The organism is Clostridium sp. FP2 (genome assembly GCF_011065955.2).
GTDB classification, from domain to species: Bacteria; Bacillota; Clostridia; order Clostridiales; family Clostridiaceae; genus Clostridium_AD; species Clostridium_AD tagluense.
Genome location: NZ_JAAMNI020000003.1, coordinates 67,303 through 83,922, shown reverse-complemented (window position 1 = coordinate 83,922; position 16,620 = coordinate 67,303). Strand labels below are relative to the sequence as shown.

At 27.3% G+C, this 16,620-nt stretch carries 16 protein-coding genes; 8 read left to right on the top strand and 8 right to left on the bottom strand.

What is annotated here, in order from left to right; genetic code table 11:
- The first annotated feature begins 167 nt into the window (after nucleotides 1-167).
- A complete protein-coding gene (locus tag G9F71_RS26070; protein ID WP_164952368.1) occupies nucleotides 168-458 on the top strand; it encodes a YciI family protein in 291 nt (96 codons plus the stop codon).
- 830 nt (nucleotides 459-1,288) lie between these two features.
- Here the strand turns inward: G9F71_RS26070 and G9F71_RS26065 are convergent.
- Entirely contained in the window at nucleotides 1,289-2,218 is a 930-nt protein-coding gene (locus tag G9F71_RS26065) for a polysaccharide deacetylase family protein (RefSeq protein WP_164952367.1), read from the bottom strand.
- Between the two features lie 784 nt (nucleotides 2,219-3,002).
- Here G9F71_RS26065 and G9F71_RS26060 point away from each other — a divergent pair.
- The 3 genes from G9F71_RS26060 to G9F71_RS26050 all read left to right on the top strand — a co-directional run bounded on the left by G9F71_RS26060 (nucleotide 3,003) and on the right by G9F71_RS26050 (nucleotide 7,306).
- On the top strand, nucleotides 3,003-4,691 hold the full coding sequence (locus tag G9F71_RS26060; protein ID WP_224626925.1) for an AAA family ATPase: 1,689 nt from the start codon (nucleotides 3,003-3,005) through the stop codon (nucleotides 4,689-4,691).
- 224 nt (nucleotides 4,692-4,915) lie between these two features.
- Nucleotides 4,916-6,604 carry an AAA family ATPase gene (locus G9F71_RS26055; protein ID WP_224626923.1) on the top strand — a complete coding sequence of 563 codons (1,689 nt, stop codon included), beginning with the start codon at nucleotides 4,916-4,918 and terminating at the stop codon, nucleotides 6,602-6,604.
- Nucleotides 6,605-6,970: 366 nt separating this feature from the next.
- Nucleotides 6,971-7,306, top strand: coding sequence for a YnfA family protein (locus G9F71_RS26050; RefSeq protein WP_164951698.1), 336 nt, complete (start codon nucleotides 6,971-6,973; stop codon nucleotides 7,304-7,306).
- Nucleotides 7,307-7,421: 115 nt separating this feature from the next.
- Here G9F71_RS26050 and G9F71_RS26045 read toward each other — a convergent pair whose 3' ends face one another.
- The gene (locus G9F71_RS26045) at nucleotides 7,422-8,249 is read right to left on the bottom strand and encodes an SH3 domain-containing protein (RefSeq protein ID WP_164951699.1); all 828 of its coding nucleotides are present in this window, start codon (nucleotides 8,247-8,249) and stop codon (nucleotides 7,422-7,424) included.
- Between the two features lie 523 nt (nucleotides 8,250-8,772).
- Between G9F71_RS26045 and G9F71_RS26040 the strand changes: the two genes are divergently transcribed.
- Entirely contained in the window at nucleotides 8,773-9,024 is a 252-nt protein-coding gene (locus tag G9F71_RS26040; RefSeq protein ID WP_164951700.1) for a hypothetical protein, read from the top strand.
- 615 nt (nucleotides 9,025-9,639) lie between these two features.
- On the opposite strand, the gene G9F71_RS26035 is transcribed toward G9F71_RS26040, so the two are convergent.
- Nucleotides 9,640-10,482, bottom strand: coding sequence for a hypothetical protein (locus G9F71_RS26035; protein ID WP_164951701.1), 843 nt, complete (start codon nucleotides 10,480-10,482; stop codon nucleotides 9,640-9,642).
- Between the two features lie 488 nt (nucleotides 10,483-10,970).
- Between G9F71_RS26035 and G9F71_RS26030 the strand changes: the two genes are divergently transcribed.
- The 3 genes from G9F71_RS26030 to G9F71_RS26020 all read left to right on the top strand — a co-directional run bounded on the left by G9F71_RS26030 (nucleotide 10,971) and on the right by G9F71_RS26020 (nucleotide 13,711).
- The gene (locus G9F71_RS26030) at nucleotides 10,971-11,387 is read left to right on the top strand and encodes a GNAT family N-acetyltransferase (protein WP_164951702.1); all 417 of its coding nucleotides are present in this window, start codon (nucleotides 10,971-10,973) and stop codon (nucleotides 11,385-11,387) included.
- A 150-nt stretch (nucleotides 11,388-11,537) separates the two neighbouring features.
- Nucleotides 11,538-12,605 carry a phosphotransferase enzyme family protein gene (locus G9F71_RS26025; protein ID WP_164947873.1) on the top strand — a complete coding sequence of 356 codons (1,068 nt, stop codon included), beginning with the start codon at nucleotides 11,538-11,540 and terminating at the stop codon, nucleotides 12,603-12,605.
- Between the two features lie 266 nt (nucleotides 12,606-12,871).
- Nucleotides 12,872-13,711: a methyl-accepting chemotaxis protein gene (locus G9F71_RS26020; RefSeq protein WP_164947872.1), complete on the top strand. Its 840-nt coding sequence runs from the start codon at nucleotides 12,872-12,874 to the stop codon at nucleotides 13,709-13,711.
- Between the two features lie 176 nt (nucleotides 13,712-13,887).
- Here the strand turns inward: G9F71_RS26020 and G9F71_RS26015 are convergent, their stop codons facing one another.
- From G9F71_RS26015 to G9F71_RS25995, 5 genes are all read right to left on the bottom strand, one after another.
- The gene (locus G9F71_RS26015; protein ID WP_164947871.1) at nucleotides 13,888-14,583 is read right to left on the bottom strand and encodes a hypothetical protein; all 696 of its coding nucleotides are present in this window, start codon (nucleotides 14,581-14,583) and stop codon (nucleotides 13,888-13,890) included.
- Between the two features lie 2 nt (nucleotides 14,584-14,585).
- Complete coding sequence (locus tag G9F71_RS26010) at nucleotides 14,586-15,221, bottom strand: ABC transporter ATP-binding protein (RefSeq protein WP_164951703.1); 636 nt, start codon at nucleotides 15,219-15,221, stop codon at nucleotides 14,586-14,588.
- An 8-nt stretch (nucleotides 15,222-15,229) separates the two neighbouring features.
- A complete protein-coding gene (locus G9F71_RS26005; RefSeq protein WP_164951704.1) occupies nucleotides 15,230-16,003 on the bottom strand; it encodes a DUF2705 family protein in 774 nt (257 codons plus the stop codon).
- Nucleotides 15,993-16,325 carry a hypothetical protein gene (locus tag G9F71_RS26000; protein WP_224626921.1) on the bottom strand — a complete coding sequence of 111 codons (333 nt, stop codon included), beginning with the start codon at nucleotides 16,323-16,325 and terminating at the stop codon, nucleotides 15,993-15,995. The genes G9F71_RS26005 and G9F71_RS26000 overlap by 11 nt, the downstream gene beginning before the upstream one ends.
- A 98-nt stretch (nucleotides 16,326-16,423) precedes the next feature.
- Nucleotides 16,424-16,618 carry a hypothetical protein gene (locus G9F71_RS25995; RefSeq protein ID WP_164951705.1) on the bottom strand — a complete coding sequence of 65 codons (195 nt, stop codon included), beginning with the start codon at nucleotides 16,616-16,618 and terminating at the stop codon, nucleotides 16,424-16,426.
- Nucleotides 16,619-16,620: the final 2 nt, after the last annotated feature.

Sequence of the window (16,620 nt, the reverse complement as noted above, 5' to 3'; positions counted from 1 at the left end):
TCTTCTTACTAAAGTAGTAAATCCCTTTACCATCAAGGGGATTTACTACTTTCTTCATTTTTGATTATTGGGCTATATTTAAGAATATTTAAATTTCATGATATAATATTTAAGATACATTTGTATATTAAGGAGAATTAAGAATAGTTTTTAGGAGGAGATTATTAATGTTTATTTTATCATTAAATTACATAAAACCACTTGAAGAAGTTGACAGGGAAATAAAAGCACACATACAATATTTAGAAAAATACTATTCATTACAAAAATTTATTTGTTCAGGAAGAAAAAATCCGAGGAGTGGTGGAATAATCCTTTGTAATGCTAAAAATATGGAAGAAGTTAAAACAATAATTAGCGAAGACCCATTTTATATTAACAAAATTGCTGAATACGAAATAGTTGAGTTTTTACCTACAAAATATGCTGATGGATTTGAGGATTTTATAACTAAGTAATTTTTTGCAATTAATACTGTTCTAGTTAATAGTATCCATCAAAGATTTTCTATTTACATTTTTTCCTTTTTAACTAAACTCTCCAGTATAAACGCCACCCTTTTTATTTTATATATTTAATTGTAATAAATGTTAAATATTTTTCCAAAGCTAAGGTTAAACAAATAGCAATATATAAAAAATACCTTCTAAAAAATAATTCCAAATAATGTAATTACATATATTACAAATACAATAGTTATTTGTAATATATTGGCAATCTGACACAAGTGGCTTGTGTCAGATAAGAAATGGCTCAAACACTAGTGTTGTAAAAAAATGTAAATTACCAATTACCTCTAATATGACATATTGATTGTTTTTCATATATTATGTAATATAGAAACTGGTAATTCTAATTTGCCACAAGGTATGGTATAAATTTACTTTGAAGTCCTAATATTAATTACTATATTTAACAAATTTATATGTTAATTCTATATTAGTAAATTCATAACGAATAGTTGGCATAGCAGATGCTAATTTACGAAATACCATAAAAAGGAATATGTAATCATAACACAAAAGAAAACCTCAAAAACAAAAAAGTTTTATATAAGCTCCCTAGTAAGTAAATTAATTGAAGGCTATGCGGATAGTTTATATGCAGAGTAATTTGAGATAGATGGTTTGCATTTTTGCAAGGCTAAACTTTTGTCATGACAAATAAAAAAAATCCTTCATATTTAAAGTGAAGGATTTTTTTTAATAATATTATTTTTTCTTAAAAAGTCCGTTTATATCATGATATACAGTCTAGATTTCAGCTAACGCAAATAATTACGTCAGTATTATTCACCATACTTTAATTTATGTGCTAGAGTTGTCAAATTATCTAGTGGACCCATAAATATTCTATTAATTTCATATGGTTTATCTTCGTTTGAAGTAAGTCCTGCGTCTGTAGTTACTCCTAAATTACACCCTGCTGCTTTTGCTGCTTTTATTGCACTAGAATTGTATGCACCATAGGGATAGGCCAAATAAACAACTTTTCTGCCTAATAGTTTTTCTAGTACCTGCTTTGTTTTAGTTATTGTAGCTAATTGATTTGTATATGATAAAGTTGGTAAGTTTTCATGCTTATTGGTATGATTTTCTACTCTAAATCCGTTAGCATCCATTTCTTTTAACTGTTTTGAAGTCATCGAACCTGGATTTGTATCTATATCCTTTGATATCATAAATACTGTAGCCTTTTGCTTATTTGCCTTTAGTATTGGATATGCTAATGTATAATTATTTACATATCCATCGTCAAATGTTATTAATACAGGTTTATTAGGTAATGCAGTTCCCTTAGATAAGTTATCATAGAACTGGTCTAATGATATTGTATTATAACCATGTGTTTTTAAATAGTTCATCTGTGATCTAAATGCTGATTGTAATACTACTAGACCATCTTGTTTAGCACTAATAGTTGTTAATTTATGATACATTAACACTGGTATTTTCTGAACTTTTGTTACTATTTTAGTATAAGAACTTTCTATATATCCTATTTTTCCGTTGTAATTTATCTTATAAAAAACATTTGAAGTTCCAAGAGTGTTTACCTTTGAATTCTTTGGTAGTGAACCTATAATGGAAGCGCTGGATGAAGCAGTACTTCTTACATCTAGCGAAGGTGATCTAGTTACTACTGCTATGTCTGCAAATACTATTTGACAGCTTAAAGTTACTAATAATGCTACTATAAACGCTATTTTATTTTTCATGATTTATCTCCTTATAAACCTTTTACTTTTAATATGTCCTCATTTCACAGTATTCATTAAATTATATCCCATACTTAATCTGTAGCTGGTCCACTTTCTCCAAAGCATCAACCTTTACCTTATCTATCTTTTATGGTATCTCCCCTTAAACACCTTTTTAATATCCTCTAAAAGCTCCTCATATATGTCTAATCTTTCATCAGTAAATTTATGCTTTGCCAACAGTCCCCTCAACATATGAAACATAAAAATATTTTACCATATTTTGGTATTATTTTCAATATTATTGATAAGATTTATATAAGAACACAATACTACTTTGCATATTTAAAATAAACTAATTTTCCTTTTGTGCCTGTAACAATACTTTTCTTTTAAAGTCCTTATATCTAAAATATTCATAAGGGCCAATACAAAACATAGTTGTTAATGCTTTGTGCTATGCCTAAAATCTTTAAAACTTGTTGTATGTAAAACTATTAAAACAACAACAGACATACTGAAATGAAATTAAGAAAAAGCATAAAAAAACATTTAGCTCTAAGACAGAAGATTTTTCTGGGTGAAATAGTAGTATCAAACGTCTTATTAAAAATTTTTAGCCTAAAGTATGAAATATAATATTTCTGCTTTAGGCTTTTGCTATATCTTGTGGAGTAGATTTAGAGCAAACAAGGCTATGCGAGTCTATTACTTGTTTGCCTAATATTATTAAAAGACAGTAAAATTGGCTATAATAATGTATAATAAAATTAAAACTGGTAGCAGAGAGAAGGTGCATTAAATGAAAAAAAGTATACAAATAGGAACATCTGACTTTAAGAAATTAATAGAAGAAAATAATTATTTTGTAGATAAAAGTATGCTCATAAAAGAATTTATGGAGAATGGTGCAGACATAATATTAACGCCTAGACCAAGAAGATTTGGTAAAACATTAAATTTAAGTATGCTTGGATATTTCTTTGACATAAGAACTAAATCAGATACTAAAGAATTATTTAAAAGTTTAAAAATAGAAAATGAAAAAGAAATAATGAAACTTCAAGGGGAATATCCTGTTATTTTTGTTACTTTTAAAAATCAAAAGCACTTATCATATGAAGATTTTAAAGATGGAATTCAGATGTTATTATCTAATTTATACAAAGAGCATGATTATTTATTATACAGTGACAAATTATCAGAATTTGACAAAGCTGATTTCAAAGAAATAATTTCTAGAAAAGCACAATTAGGGGTATTTTCTGAGGGTATAAGCAACCTCATGATATATATGAATAAACATTATGGAAGGAAAGTAATGTTATTCATAGATGAATATGATGTACCAATTCAAGAAGCCTATATGCGTGGATATTATGATGAAATGATTTCTTTAATAAGAAATATATTAACCTGCGCACTTAAAGATAATATATATTTAGAAAAAGCAATGATAACAGGAATCCTTAGAGTTGCAAAGGAAAGTATTTTTTCTGGACTTAATAATTTGCAAGTAAATACTATACTTGGATTAAAGTTTAAAGATAAATTTGGATTTACAGAACAAGAATTAAAAGAATTATTAAATTATTATGATTTGCAAGATAAAAGTGATGATATAAAGAAATGGTATAATGGCTATGTTTTTGGCGGGAAAACAATATATAATCCATGGTCAGTTTTAAATTATATTGATAATAATGAAATGGGTTTTATGCCTTATTGGATTAATAGTAGTAGCAATGATTTAATAAAGAATTTGTTACTAAAAGGTGACACAAATATGAAACTAGAACTCGAAGAGCTTATATCTGGAAACTCAATAAGTAAAGCAATTGATGATAGCATTGTAATGTCAGAGGTTGAAGATTCTAATGAAAATATTTGGAGCTTTTTACTTATGTGTGGATATTTAAAGGCTATAAAAACAGAAAATATAGAAGGAATATTGCAGTGTGAACTTAAAATTCCTAATAAAGAAGTGCTTATTTTCTATAATAACTTGATTGAAAAATGGTTTAAAGAATCAACGACAAACCAAAAATATGAATTGATGTTAAAGACTTTAATAACTGGTAATATAGAGATTTTTGCAGGATTATTCAAAGAATTTGTAATAAATAATATAAGTTACTTTGATGTATCAGGAAAAGAACCAGAAAGGGTTTATCATGCATTTGTACTGGGAATGCTTATTTCACTTTCAAAAGGTTATGAGGTTAAGTCAAATAAAGAAAGTGGATATGGGAGATATGATGTTATGATAATTCCTAAAGATGTTTCTAAGATAGGAATTATTATTGAATTTAAGAAAATTGATGATTTTTTATCTTATACAATAGAAGAAGGAACAGCAAAAGCATTAAAGCAAATAGAAGATAAGAAATATGAAACAGAGTTATTAGAAAAAGGAATAAAAGATATAGTAAAACTCGCTATTGTGTTTAAAGGAAAAGAAATTAAGGTTACTCAAGGAAATATAGTGTGATAGTTCCCCTCAGCGAAAAATGGTAAAGATAAAATTTTAAGCTTAAAGTATGAAATATAATATTTCTGCTTTAGGCTTTTGCTATATATTGTGAAGTATATTTAGAGCAAACAAAGCTATGCGAGTCTGTTATTTTTTGTGCCTAATATTATTAAAACACAGTTAAATTGGCTATAATAATGTATAATGAAATTAAAACTGGTAGCAGAGAGAAGGTGCATTAAATGAAAAAAAGTATACAAATAGGAACATCTGACTTTAAGAAATTAATAGAAGAAAATAATTATTTTGTAGATAAAAGTATGCTCATAAAAGAATTTATGGAGAATGGTGCGGACATAATATTAACGCCTAGACCAAGAAGATTTGGTAAAACATTAAATTTAAGTATGCTTAGATATTTCTTTGACATAAGAACTAAAGCAGATACAAAAGATTTGTTTAAAAGTCTAAAAATAGAAAATGAAAAAGAAATAATGAACCTTCAAGGAGAATATCCTGTTGTTTTTGTTACTTTCAAGGGAGTCAAATATAATAATTTTGAAAATGCAATAAGTGCAATTGAAATGCTTATGTCAGAAGTGTATAAAGAGTATAGATATTTAATGGAAAGTGAAATTTTTAAAGAAGATGAAAAGAGAGATTTTAATAAAATTATAAATAGAGAAGCTGATTTAATTCTATTAACAATTTCTCTAAAAAATCTCACTAATTATTTATATAAATATTACAATAAGAAGGTAATTTTGCTTATCGATGAATATGATGTACCAATTCAAGAAAGTTATATGAGAGACTATTACGATAACATGATTTCATTAATAAGAAATATGCTAAGTGATGCACTTAAAGATAATATATATTTAGAAAAAGCAATGATAACAGGAATCCTTAGAGTTGCAAAGGAAAGTATTTTTTCAGGACTTAATAATTTGCAAGTAAATACTATACTTGGATTAAAGTTTAAAGATAAATTTGGATTTACAGAACAAGAATTAAAAGAATTATTAACTTATTATGATTTGCAAGATAAAAGTGATGATATAAAGAAATGGTATAATGGCTATGTTTTTGGCGGGAAAACAATATATAATCCATGGTCAGTTTTAAATTATATTGATAATAATGAAATGGGTTTTATGCCTTATTGGATTAATAGTAGTAGCAATGATTTAATAAAGAATTTGTTACTAAAAGGTGACACAAATATGAAACTAGAACTCGAAGAGCTTATATCTGGAAACTCAATAAGTAAAGCAATTGATGATAGCATTGTAATGTCAGAGGTTGAAGATTCTAATGAAAATATTTGGAGCTTTTTACTTATGTGTGGATATTTAAAGGCTATAAAAACAGAAAATATAGAAGGAATATTGCAGTGTGAACTTAAAATTCCTAATAAAGAAGTGCTTATTTTCTATAATAACTTGATTGAAAAATGGTTTAAAGAATCAACGACAAACCAAAAATATGAATTGATGTTAAAGACTTTAATAACTGGTAATATAGAGATTTTTGCAGGATTATTCAAAGAATTTGTAATAAATAATATAAGTTACTTTGATGTATCAGGAAAAGAACCAGAAAGGGTTTATCATGCATTTGTACTGGGAATGCTTATTTCACTTTCAAAAGGTTATGAGGTTAAGTCAAATAAAGAAAGTGGATATGGGAGATATGATGTTATGATAATTCCTAAAGATGTTTCTAAGATAGGAATTATTATTGAATTTAAGAAAATTGATGATTTTTTATCTTATACAATAGAAGAAGGAACAGCAAAAGCATTAAAGCAAATAGAAGATAAGAAATATGAAACAGAGTTATTAGAAAAAGGAATAAAAGATATAGTAAAACTCGCTATTGTGTTTAAAGGAAAAGAAATTAAGGTTACTCAAGGAAATATAGTGTGATAGTTCCCCTCAGCGAAAAATGGTAAAGATAAAATTTTAACGACATTTCAGAAGGAAAGTCTCCTACTTCTATAAGTGGGAGTCTAAATTTCCTTCTGAAGTCGTTAATATTGCAGCTTCGAAGAAGATAAACAGCTGTGCGGGTGATGATTTAAGCTTAAAGTATGAAATATAATATTTCTGCTTTAGGCTTTTGCTATCATATTCTTTGCAGAATTTCACATTTAAACTGTCACAAAAATACCTATTTTATATTTTCTTGATATTCATAAGATAATATAGTAAGATTATAATGCATTTATATTGATAATGAGAATTAATATCAGTATTTGCTTTGATATAGCATTTAACGAAGGAGGACTATAATTGGAATTTATTAGGTCAATGTTTTATTTTATATTAGCAGGAGTATTTGAAATAGGCGGTGGTTACCTTATATGGCTATGGATGCGTGAAGGAAAAAGCATATTGTACGGAGTTATTGGCGCAATTGCATTAATTTTATATGGCATCATTCCTACATTACAACCACCAAGTGCTAATTTTGGTAGAGTATATGCAACTTATGGTGGTATCTTTATTGTATTATCTATCTTGTGGGGTTGGAAAATTGATAATATGCTCCCTGATAAATTTGATTTAATTGGTGGGGTAATAGCGCTAGTTGGAGTTACTATAATTATGTATGCTCCTAGAGGATAATCCGTAGCTAAGAGCATAAGTATGATGAAAATAATGGTGGTTAATTATATACACTATTTTTTTGTATTAGATCTATATAAATTCTAAACCTTATTGAAAAAAGCCAGGAGCAATCCTAGCTTATTTTTACATACTGTGAACTTATATAGCCCGTTTTACCATTGTAAGTTATCTTGTAAAAATTATTTGTCTTTCCGGTTATACTAATTTTGGTCCCACTTTTTATACTTCCCAATATAGGATAGTTTGTTCCTGCTCCACTTCTTACACTCAAACTGCTTGCTGTTGTTACACCTTGCTGTGTTTCGTATGGCACTACCTCGGCCACTTTAGCTGCAACAACTGGCTTAGCTGTTATTTTTACATACTGAGCACTTACATACCCCGTTTTACTACCGTAAGTTACCTTGTAAAAATTATTCGACTTTCCGGTTATACTAATTTTAGTCCCAATTTTCATACTTCCCAATATAGAATAATTTGTTCCTGCTCCACTTCTTACACTCAAATCACTTCCTGTTGTTACCCCCTGCTGTGTTTCGAATGGAACTACCACGGCTGCTTTAGCTGCAACAACTGGCTTAGCTGTTATTTTTACATACTGCGTACTTACATACCCCGTTTTACTACCATAAGTTATCTTGTAAAAATTATTTGTCTTTCCGATTATACTAATTTTGGTCCCACTTTTCATACTTCCCAATATAGAATAGTTTGTTCCAGCTCCACTTCTTACACTCAAATTACTTCCTGTTGTTACACCCTGCTGTGTTTCGTATACACTGCCAAATACTTGTGTATATTTATCCACACTATTTGTACTACTATTATAATTTATATTGTTGATACCCCCTACAGATACCAAGGCAATACCCATAATAGTAGTAGCTATAACTACCTTTGTTTTTTGTTTGAATTGTGTTAAAATCTTAATATTTTTCAATCTAATTCCCCCTTAAAGCATAATATCATATACTATTGCTTTATTTCTTATCTAAAGTATAGGGGTACCCAATGCAAAATAGGTTACAAATAAGGTACAGTTTTTGAAGATATTCATAGTTACTTTAGTTACATTCAGATTAAGGCCACTTAACCTTCCTTAAGTCATCTTCTTCGAATCTGTAACATCAATATAATACATTATATTTACTTGTTATCTTGTATTTATTATAAATATAATACTGAGAGGTATAGAGACAGTGCAGCATAAATAGCCCATGGTGGCCTTTTAAGAGATAGTATGTTTTTTGGCAAAGAAAAAATAAACAGCTGCTCCGGTGATGATTTAACACAACTAAACTGCGTTTATTCTAATATCAGCCGATGTTGAATGTAAGTAATTATATTGCATTTAAATTCAATAAATTATTCTATAACTCCCAATATTTAAAATTTATGTTACAATCAGTATGAAAATCAGCTATAACCAATATATATTTATATAAAATTAGGGGGGTGATAAGTTGGAAAAAATAAAGGTTATTAATAGATTAGTTACAGTAGTTACTGTTATTGGGTTTACATTATTGGGTTTAACCTTATTGAGTTTATTGGGCATAATTGATATGAATTCAATGTTACTTATATTACTATCCTCAGGTATTTTTAGTATACTTAACGGATATTACAATATTAAGAATAAAAAAGTAGCAATATTTTGTATTTTAGTTGGATTTTTCTTATTCTTTGTTGCTGTACTTAAAATATTTTTTTAAATATGCAATATTATAATACTGTAAATTTAAGGATGGATAATTTTCTCTCCTTAAATTTTTTGCGTATTAATCTTCACATACCCTAATATAATCTTCTTATCTGAAATATATTATATCTTTATAATCAAAAACTTTATCCGTACTACCAAGTCTTTGTGCGGGAGTTAATTTCTTGTCTCCAAACTTTGTTGTCCAACAAAAATTATAAAAAGTTCTAATTATTGTCGTTATCTGCTGTGTTAGTCATACAGGATTAAATATTAGTATTAGATATTAGTATTATATATTAGTATTAAATATTAATATTATAAATTAGTATTATAAATTAGTATTATAAATTAGTATTAGTACATAAAATTTATATTAACTGTTATAGTATGATGATCTTTGTATTTCAGAGTATTATACCACCCCAGTAAGTCTTTGTGCATCCCTAACTTATTTTAAAATTTTAAGCTACTTACTGAATTTCGCAATTAATATCTCCTTCCATTTCAACAAAAAAAGCCCCTATATGGATTTCCATATAGGAACGTATTGAACTTTGTACCACTACACATTCTCTTTCCATCCTAGCTTTTATAAAAAAAACATTATATACATAAATTTCAGTAATTAAGAGACATTATCTTTATTCATATTCGAAGAGTGAGAGTATAATTCAGAAACAGCAATATACATTGATTTCTGTTGTAACATTTTTACATCTTTTGCATATGCACTTATTCCACCTATTTTAAACAATTCATCAATTGAATTTGTTGCTGACGCATACTCTTTTATAAACTTATTATATACAATTGATTTTTCATCATTTACTTTTTCTATAACTTTTTGTACTGGTTTTAATATCCTTTCTTCAATTATAGAATGGTTTTCTAGCAAAGTTTTTACACTAACATTGCTAAAAAAGTGTTTATCATCATCTGCTTTATTTTTATTGTTTAGCTTAACCTCGTCTAATTTACCAAAATCCAAGGTTATATCAATACCCTTAGATAATATAATGCTCGTTTCACCGTCAGAACCATTCATCTTAATTATCTTATCGCCTACAATGTCATTTTTGTTGATTAGGTTTCCTAAATTCTTTACTAACTCTCCTGTTTTTTTTTCAATTTCTAACTTATCATTTTCACTCAAATCAGATTTTTTATATTGTGTAGCTAATTCTTTAAGTTGGTTTCCTACATCATTTATATTGTCTAAACCACTCTCTTTTTTTTGTAAGATTGTCATTCCACTCTGAATTTGTTGTTCTGAATTTTGAATGACTGTTAATTGAGTATTCATAATCATTACTTTCTGCCTTATAAGGTCTTTTGGGGTTTGGTTAGCCTCTTTTTTATTAATATTAGCAATTTTATTGTTGCTATTGAGTACCTTTTGAAGTTGTTTGTAGTTACTATTGTTCATATATGGATTTTTTGCATAAGAATTTACATTTCCAATAATCATTTTCTATTTCCCCTCTCAAATAAGGGTAGTACTCGCAAATCGTAAATTTACAATGCTAAGCCAATTATTTACACTTTGCGGTTACTACCTCAATAAAGTCTCAAAGAATAATACATAATTATTATAGTTATCGAGATTAAAATGTAAAACTTTAGTTATTTATAAAAATTGTATTTTTTTAAATAAAAATACAAAAATACATAAAAAAACATTTTTCTATAAAATAGCTATAGTTACAGCTTACTACTATTATTTCACTTTCAATTAAGATAAATTACCACAATAGTGATTGAATTACATTAACTTTGAGGCTATTCCACAAAATTTATAAGAATTGAATGTAAGCTTTAACTTAAAATCATACATTCGTTTTTCAACCTAATTTAAGGTAATAATGGTATAATTAAATAAATCATTTGTGTCGTAAGGGTAGAATTATACAGCTTAATGGTTCAACTTAAATAAGTTATAAATAAGGAGTGGTAATTTTGATTTTATATAAAATCTATTCTTCCAATTTGAAAAATTTAGAAATAGGAGAAGGTTTTTTTAAAGATTGGCCAAACCCTCCTAGTCAAGAAAATCATAGGAAAATATTAGAAAAAAGTTATAAGTCTTTAGTTGCAATAGATGAAAAAAGCAATAAAATAATTGGATTTATAAATGCTGTTAGCGATGGAATTTTATCTGCTTATATTCCTCTTTTAGAAGTATTACCTGAATATCAAAAACAGGGTATTGGTTCTGAATTGGTTAAAAAAATGTTAGAAGAATTATATAATTTTTATATGGTTGATTTATGCTGTGATGAAAGCCTACAATCTTTTTATAAGAAATTAGGCATGATAAAATCTCAAGGAATGATATGTAGAAATTATAAATATCAATGTTCAACAAATTTATAGAATATAAATATTAAGACACATTTTTAGACATTGAGTCACAACTGTACTTTGTTATGAAATAATGGTAGAAAAACACAAATTATTTATATAATGAGGTTCAGAATGTTTTTGTAATTTTTGAAAACATCTTAAAATATCAGGGGGGCCGATATGAACAGTTATAATGTAAAAAGTGTATTATGTCAGTTAGATATACCACAAAAAATTAGTGAATATAATGTTATAGACCGTTCAAGAGAAAATGAAGACCGATTTATTTGTATAGTTAAAACAGATGATAACCAATCTTATGTAGTAAAATTTTATAAAAATAACTATGATACTATAGAAAAAGTAAATGGATGGGCAAAACTAGCTATAATATATAAACAGCAGCAAATTAACGTTCCAGAGTTCAAAAAATTTTCAGATGGCAATTATGCTATTTTAAAGGAATTTGAAGGAAAAGAATATTTAATTTGGGTAGAGGATTATTTATCAGGTAAAACATTAGATGATTTAAATCTAGGTGAGCATATAAGTGAAAAGCTATTTGGGCAATTAGGAAAGTACCTTGGCAGAATGCATACAGCAGCTAAAGATAAAAATTTCAAATTTAATTGGAATAGTGCTTGGGTATTATTTGATAAATTCTGTAAAGAAGATGAATTTGATGAAAATTATTTAAATGCATATACCTTATATACGGAATTGAAAAAAATGTCTGTTAATCATGATTTATTAGAAAAAATCTGGAAAAATTACAATGAAATAAGAGAAAGAATTAAGATAGGTTACGATATCTTGCCAAATGGTGCTATTCAAGGTGATTTATCAACAAATAATATTTTGGTGGATACTAATCATTCCTTGTGTGGGATTATTGATTTTAATATTGGTGGGAATGATGTTTTTGTCAATCACATGCTACAAGAAGGTATTTTTCTTGCCTATTGGAGTGATGATTTTTGGAACACCAAAGAAGAATTACTTGAAATGGAAGGTAAATTATCAAAATTTTTGGAAGGCTACTGTGAAAATTATAAGTTGAGTCCTGAAGAAAAGGAAAAAATGAATGATTTATATCAGATTATTAGACCATTTAGAATGGAAAAAGTGTATCCAACAATAAGGATTGCAGGTGAGGGTAGCATCCAGGAGGTTAACAAAAGACTTGATTGGATTTATTCAGAAATGCAAAAGCCATTTACAATTAAATCATCATCTGCGCTGCTGTAATTAACTACTTCAGAAGTAGACATAGACGACTTTCCCCCTTAAATCTTGCGGTAATAATTATACAAGCACCATAATGGGATACATCAAACATTCATGCAAAAACTCTACCTTTGGTGTTGGTTTACATAAAGTAATGGTATAATACTCCTTTTCTAAATAGATAATAAATTATAAATATGTAGTTTATATGAATAATAATTAATAGCTATTTAGTAATAAAGATTATATAATATAAGCTAATTAGGTTAATGAGGAGGAAGTAAACAATGAACACAAGCGATGAAGAATTTTTTGAGGCATTAAAAACAGTATATAGCATTTTACCAACCTTATTCGCATCAGATGTATCTATGTCAATTACAGATAAGGGAAAGTATGTATTTGTTAAGCAAGCAGAAACATTTAAATTAAATATTAACGAGGGTATGCAAGTAGTAGCGGGCGGGGTTTCTGAAATTGCCATAAAAACAGGACATAGGCAATCGATACATTACTCAAAAGAAACTTTTGGTTTTCCAATTACTGCCTATGGGATACCAGTAATTAATCCAAGTACCAAAAATGTAGTTGGCACAATAACCTATGCAATTTCTTTGCAAAAAGAAATTGAACTAAATGAAATGGCCAATGAATTACAGGCATTTTCAGAAGAGTTGGCGGCATCTTCTGAGGAACTAGCTGCTTCTACGCAGGAATTAGCTACAAATAGTCAAAATGTTAGCCATTTAGTAGCTGAAACTCAAAGCAGCATTACAAGTATGGATGGTATAATTTCATATATAAAAAGTATAGCAGACACTACAAATCTATTAGGTCTTAATGCTGCAATTGAAGCAGCAAGAGCTGGTGAGCATGGGATAGGATTTAATGTTGTAGCTGGTGAAATAAGAAAGCTTGCTACTAATAGTAAAAACTCTACAGGTCAGGTTAGTGAAGCACTAGCAAAGATTAAAATAAATACAAATGCCATAATGGATGTCTTAAGCAAATTTTCTGTTACAAGTGAATCACAGGCTGCACAAGCAGAACAAATTGCATCTGGCAGTCAAAGATTAAGCGAAGTATCAGGTAACCTATTGAACCTATCTGAAAATATGAATAAATAAGATTGAGTCTTAGAGATGTTGCGGTAACGTAACATCTCTAAGCGTAGACAGAAAGTTAGCGAGGCATAAAGAATAATATTCTTTATGTGCCCAAAAGGAGTGCATAAGGGAAGAATTGACTGGGTGGTAACCTAGCAGTGAATGGTTGCCGTGCCCAAAATAATGAGGTGACAAAATTATTTTAAAGTAAGTTTTAAAAGTCTATTATATTCTTTAAAGTATTTATTTTTTGTTTTTTCTGAACTAAATATTTGTTCGTAATGACTATATTCATTATAATACTTAAAAGGTTTAACCAGAAAGTCCTTTTCACTAATTACAGCAAAATCCTCGGGTTTATATTTTAATGGAAACTTCCCAAAGAAAGGGGTTGTATACATAAATATGTTTTTTTTACCCTTAGTAAAAATATTATAATATTTTTTATCTAAATCACATAAACAAAAAATATATTCCTTATTATATTTTATAAAATTGTATCCCTCAAACGTAGATAACATCGATACTTTAGCAATAGATATATCTATTGGCTCATAAATATAAATATATTTACTATTTATAGATCCTTGCAATACATTATTAACTTCGATTTCTGTAAGTACTGCACCTTTTAAAATCTCTCTATGTCCTGTTGCTTTGCCTTTTACTATATATTTATAAAGTGTGCTAGTATCTTTCGTTGCGCGTACATCCTTAAAGGAGCCACTAAATTCAATTTCTACATATGGGTAATAAATAATTTTACTTGCTAACCTAGGAATATCAGGATATTCAAATTTTGAAATGGATAACCTAACTACGATAGCCGCAATTAAAGATATTGATATAGAAATAGTTATTATAAAAAGAAATAATTTATTTGTAATTTTCATGTCTACACCTCTTTGACCCTACCAGCATCTATTTTAAAAATTTTATCGCTTAATTCTTCAATATCTGTTTTATTATGACTAGAAAGTAATATAGTTGCGCCTCTTTCTCTTTCTTTTCTTAGAATATCTCTTAAAATAAAAACGCTTTCTTCATCTAGAGAATTTGTTGGTTCGTCTAAAATGATTAAATCCGGTGATTCCATAAGAGCTTGTACTAAAGCTAACTTTTGTTTCATTCCTAATGAATATTTTTTAAAGATTTTTTTGTCTTTTGGGTCCAATCCTAATTTAAGCATCCACTGAGATATTATATCTTTATTAATAATTGATTTTATACTTGCTATATTTTTTAAACACTCTAAGCCTGTTTGATTATCCCAAAATCCTGGTGTCTCTAAAACTGCCCCGCAGGAATCAGGAAAATCTATATCTTTTGAAATAATTTTTCCGTCTATAGTAACATCTCCAGTAGTAGGCCTTATTAGCCCACATATGGCCCTAAACAGCATAGTCTTCCCTGAACCATTCCTACCTATAAATCCATATATTTTCCCATTACTCAAGTTAATATTTATATTGTCTAATACCTTATTTCCCTTTATAGTTTTAGTAAGATTTTTAATTTCTATATAACTCATATTTCCTCCTAATAAAATTCATGTTTTTCTATTATTTTTCTTCCAATTAATATTAAAGTAATTATAATATCGTAAATTACGGCCTGAGTAAAATTATACCCAGCAATAAAATTAGAGAGATACCTTATATCTCTATTAACTAATATATTTTCTTGAATAGATAAAATATATTGAGTAAAAGGTAAATATTTCACTAATGTTTGTTTTTTAAAGTAAAACAAATGAAAAATTAGTATGTTAATTAAAAATATAAAATTACAGATAATATATCCATAGATATTATTTGTTTTTAATGTCACTAAACTAGCTATTACTATAAGAATATACTGAGTTAATATGGTTAATATAAACAGTTCTATAATAACTACTAGTGATGATTTTAGATCATTTATTCTATACCCTAACGCACTAAAATACATAAATGATATACTAAATTGGATTAATTGAATTTTTATAAGACTAATAAAAATATGTATAAACTTATAAGTAATCCACTTTTTACGTTTTATTGATCTAGTAAATATATAAGTTGCATTTTTCTCTAGCTCAACCGATACCTCATCTGCAAATATAGAAATCACTATTATAATAGGAAATGCCGAAGTGAGTATATTTATTATGGTGATTTTTTCTCCTAAAAATGTATGCGAATAATAGTATATAAAAATATCTTTAATATCAAGAGTAATTCCATGTAAGTCTCCAGATAATATTGTTGCTATGAGCATCATTGTGAATATATTTAATAAAATTAGATTTAGTTTGTTATATCTACTTTTCATATAATTCTATGCCTTTACTTTTTCTGTTTATGAAATACAATAAAAATATAAAATGTATACTTAGCATATTTCTAATCATATTCATTATTTCAATTTGATTAGCTTTTATAGGTAATATAAAATATAAGCATATCTTGTAACTACTCATAGTAGCTATCATATAAATAATAAAAGTTGGAATAAGAGATTCTTTTACGCTGTATGTTTTAAAAAATATAACTAAATAAATAAACCCTAAAATTAAGAATGATAGAAACTGTATTAAGATTGTAAATAAAATATATTTTAAATCTTTAAAAATTAAAATGTTTTTATAATTCAATTTTACTCCTATAAGCAGAATTATGTTAAAACCTATTACGAATATTAATGTTAAAAATATAATGTTTATTATTACAACTTTCATTAATTCTGAAATATTCAAATATCGTATAATTGTATAATTACTATGCCGTAACTAAATAAGCAATCAGAATTAATATAAATAGACAAATTGTTATCGCCTAGATTTTCTTTTATTTTAAATAAAACTAATATTACTACTATCAGTAGAATCCATAGTAGAATAGCTTGTTTACTTAAAATCGTCTTCTTTAAGTAAATGTATTTATTCATAA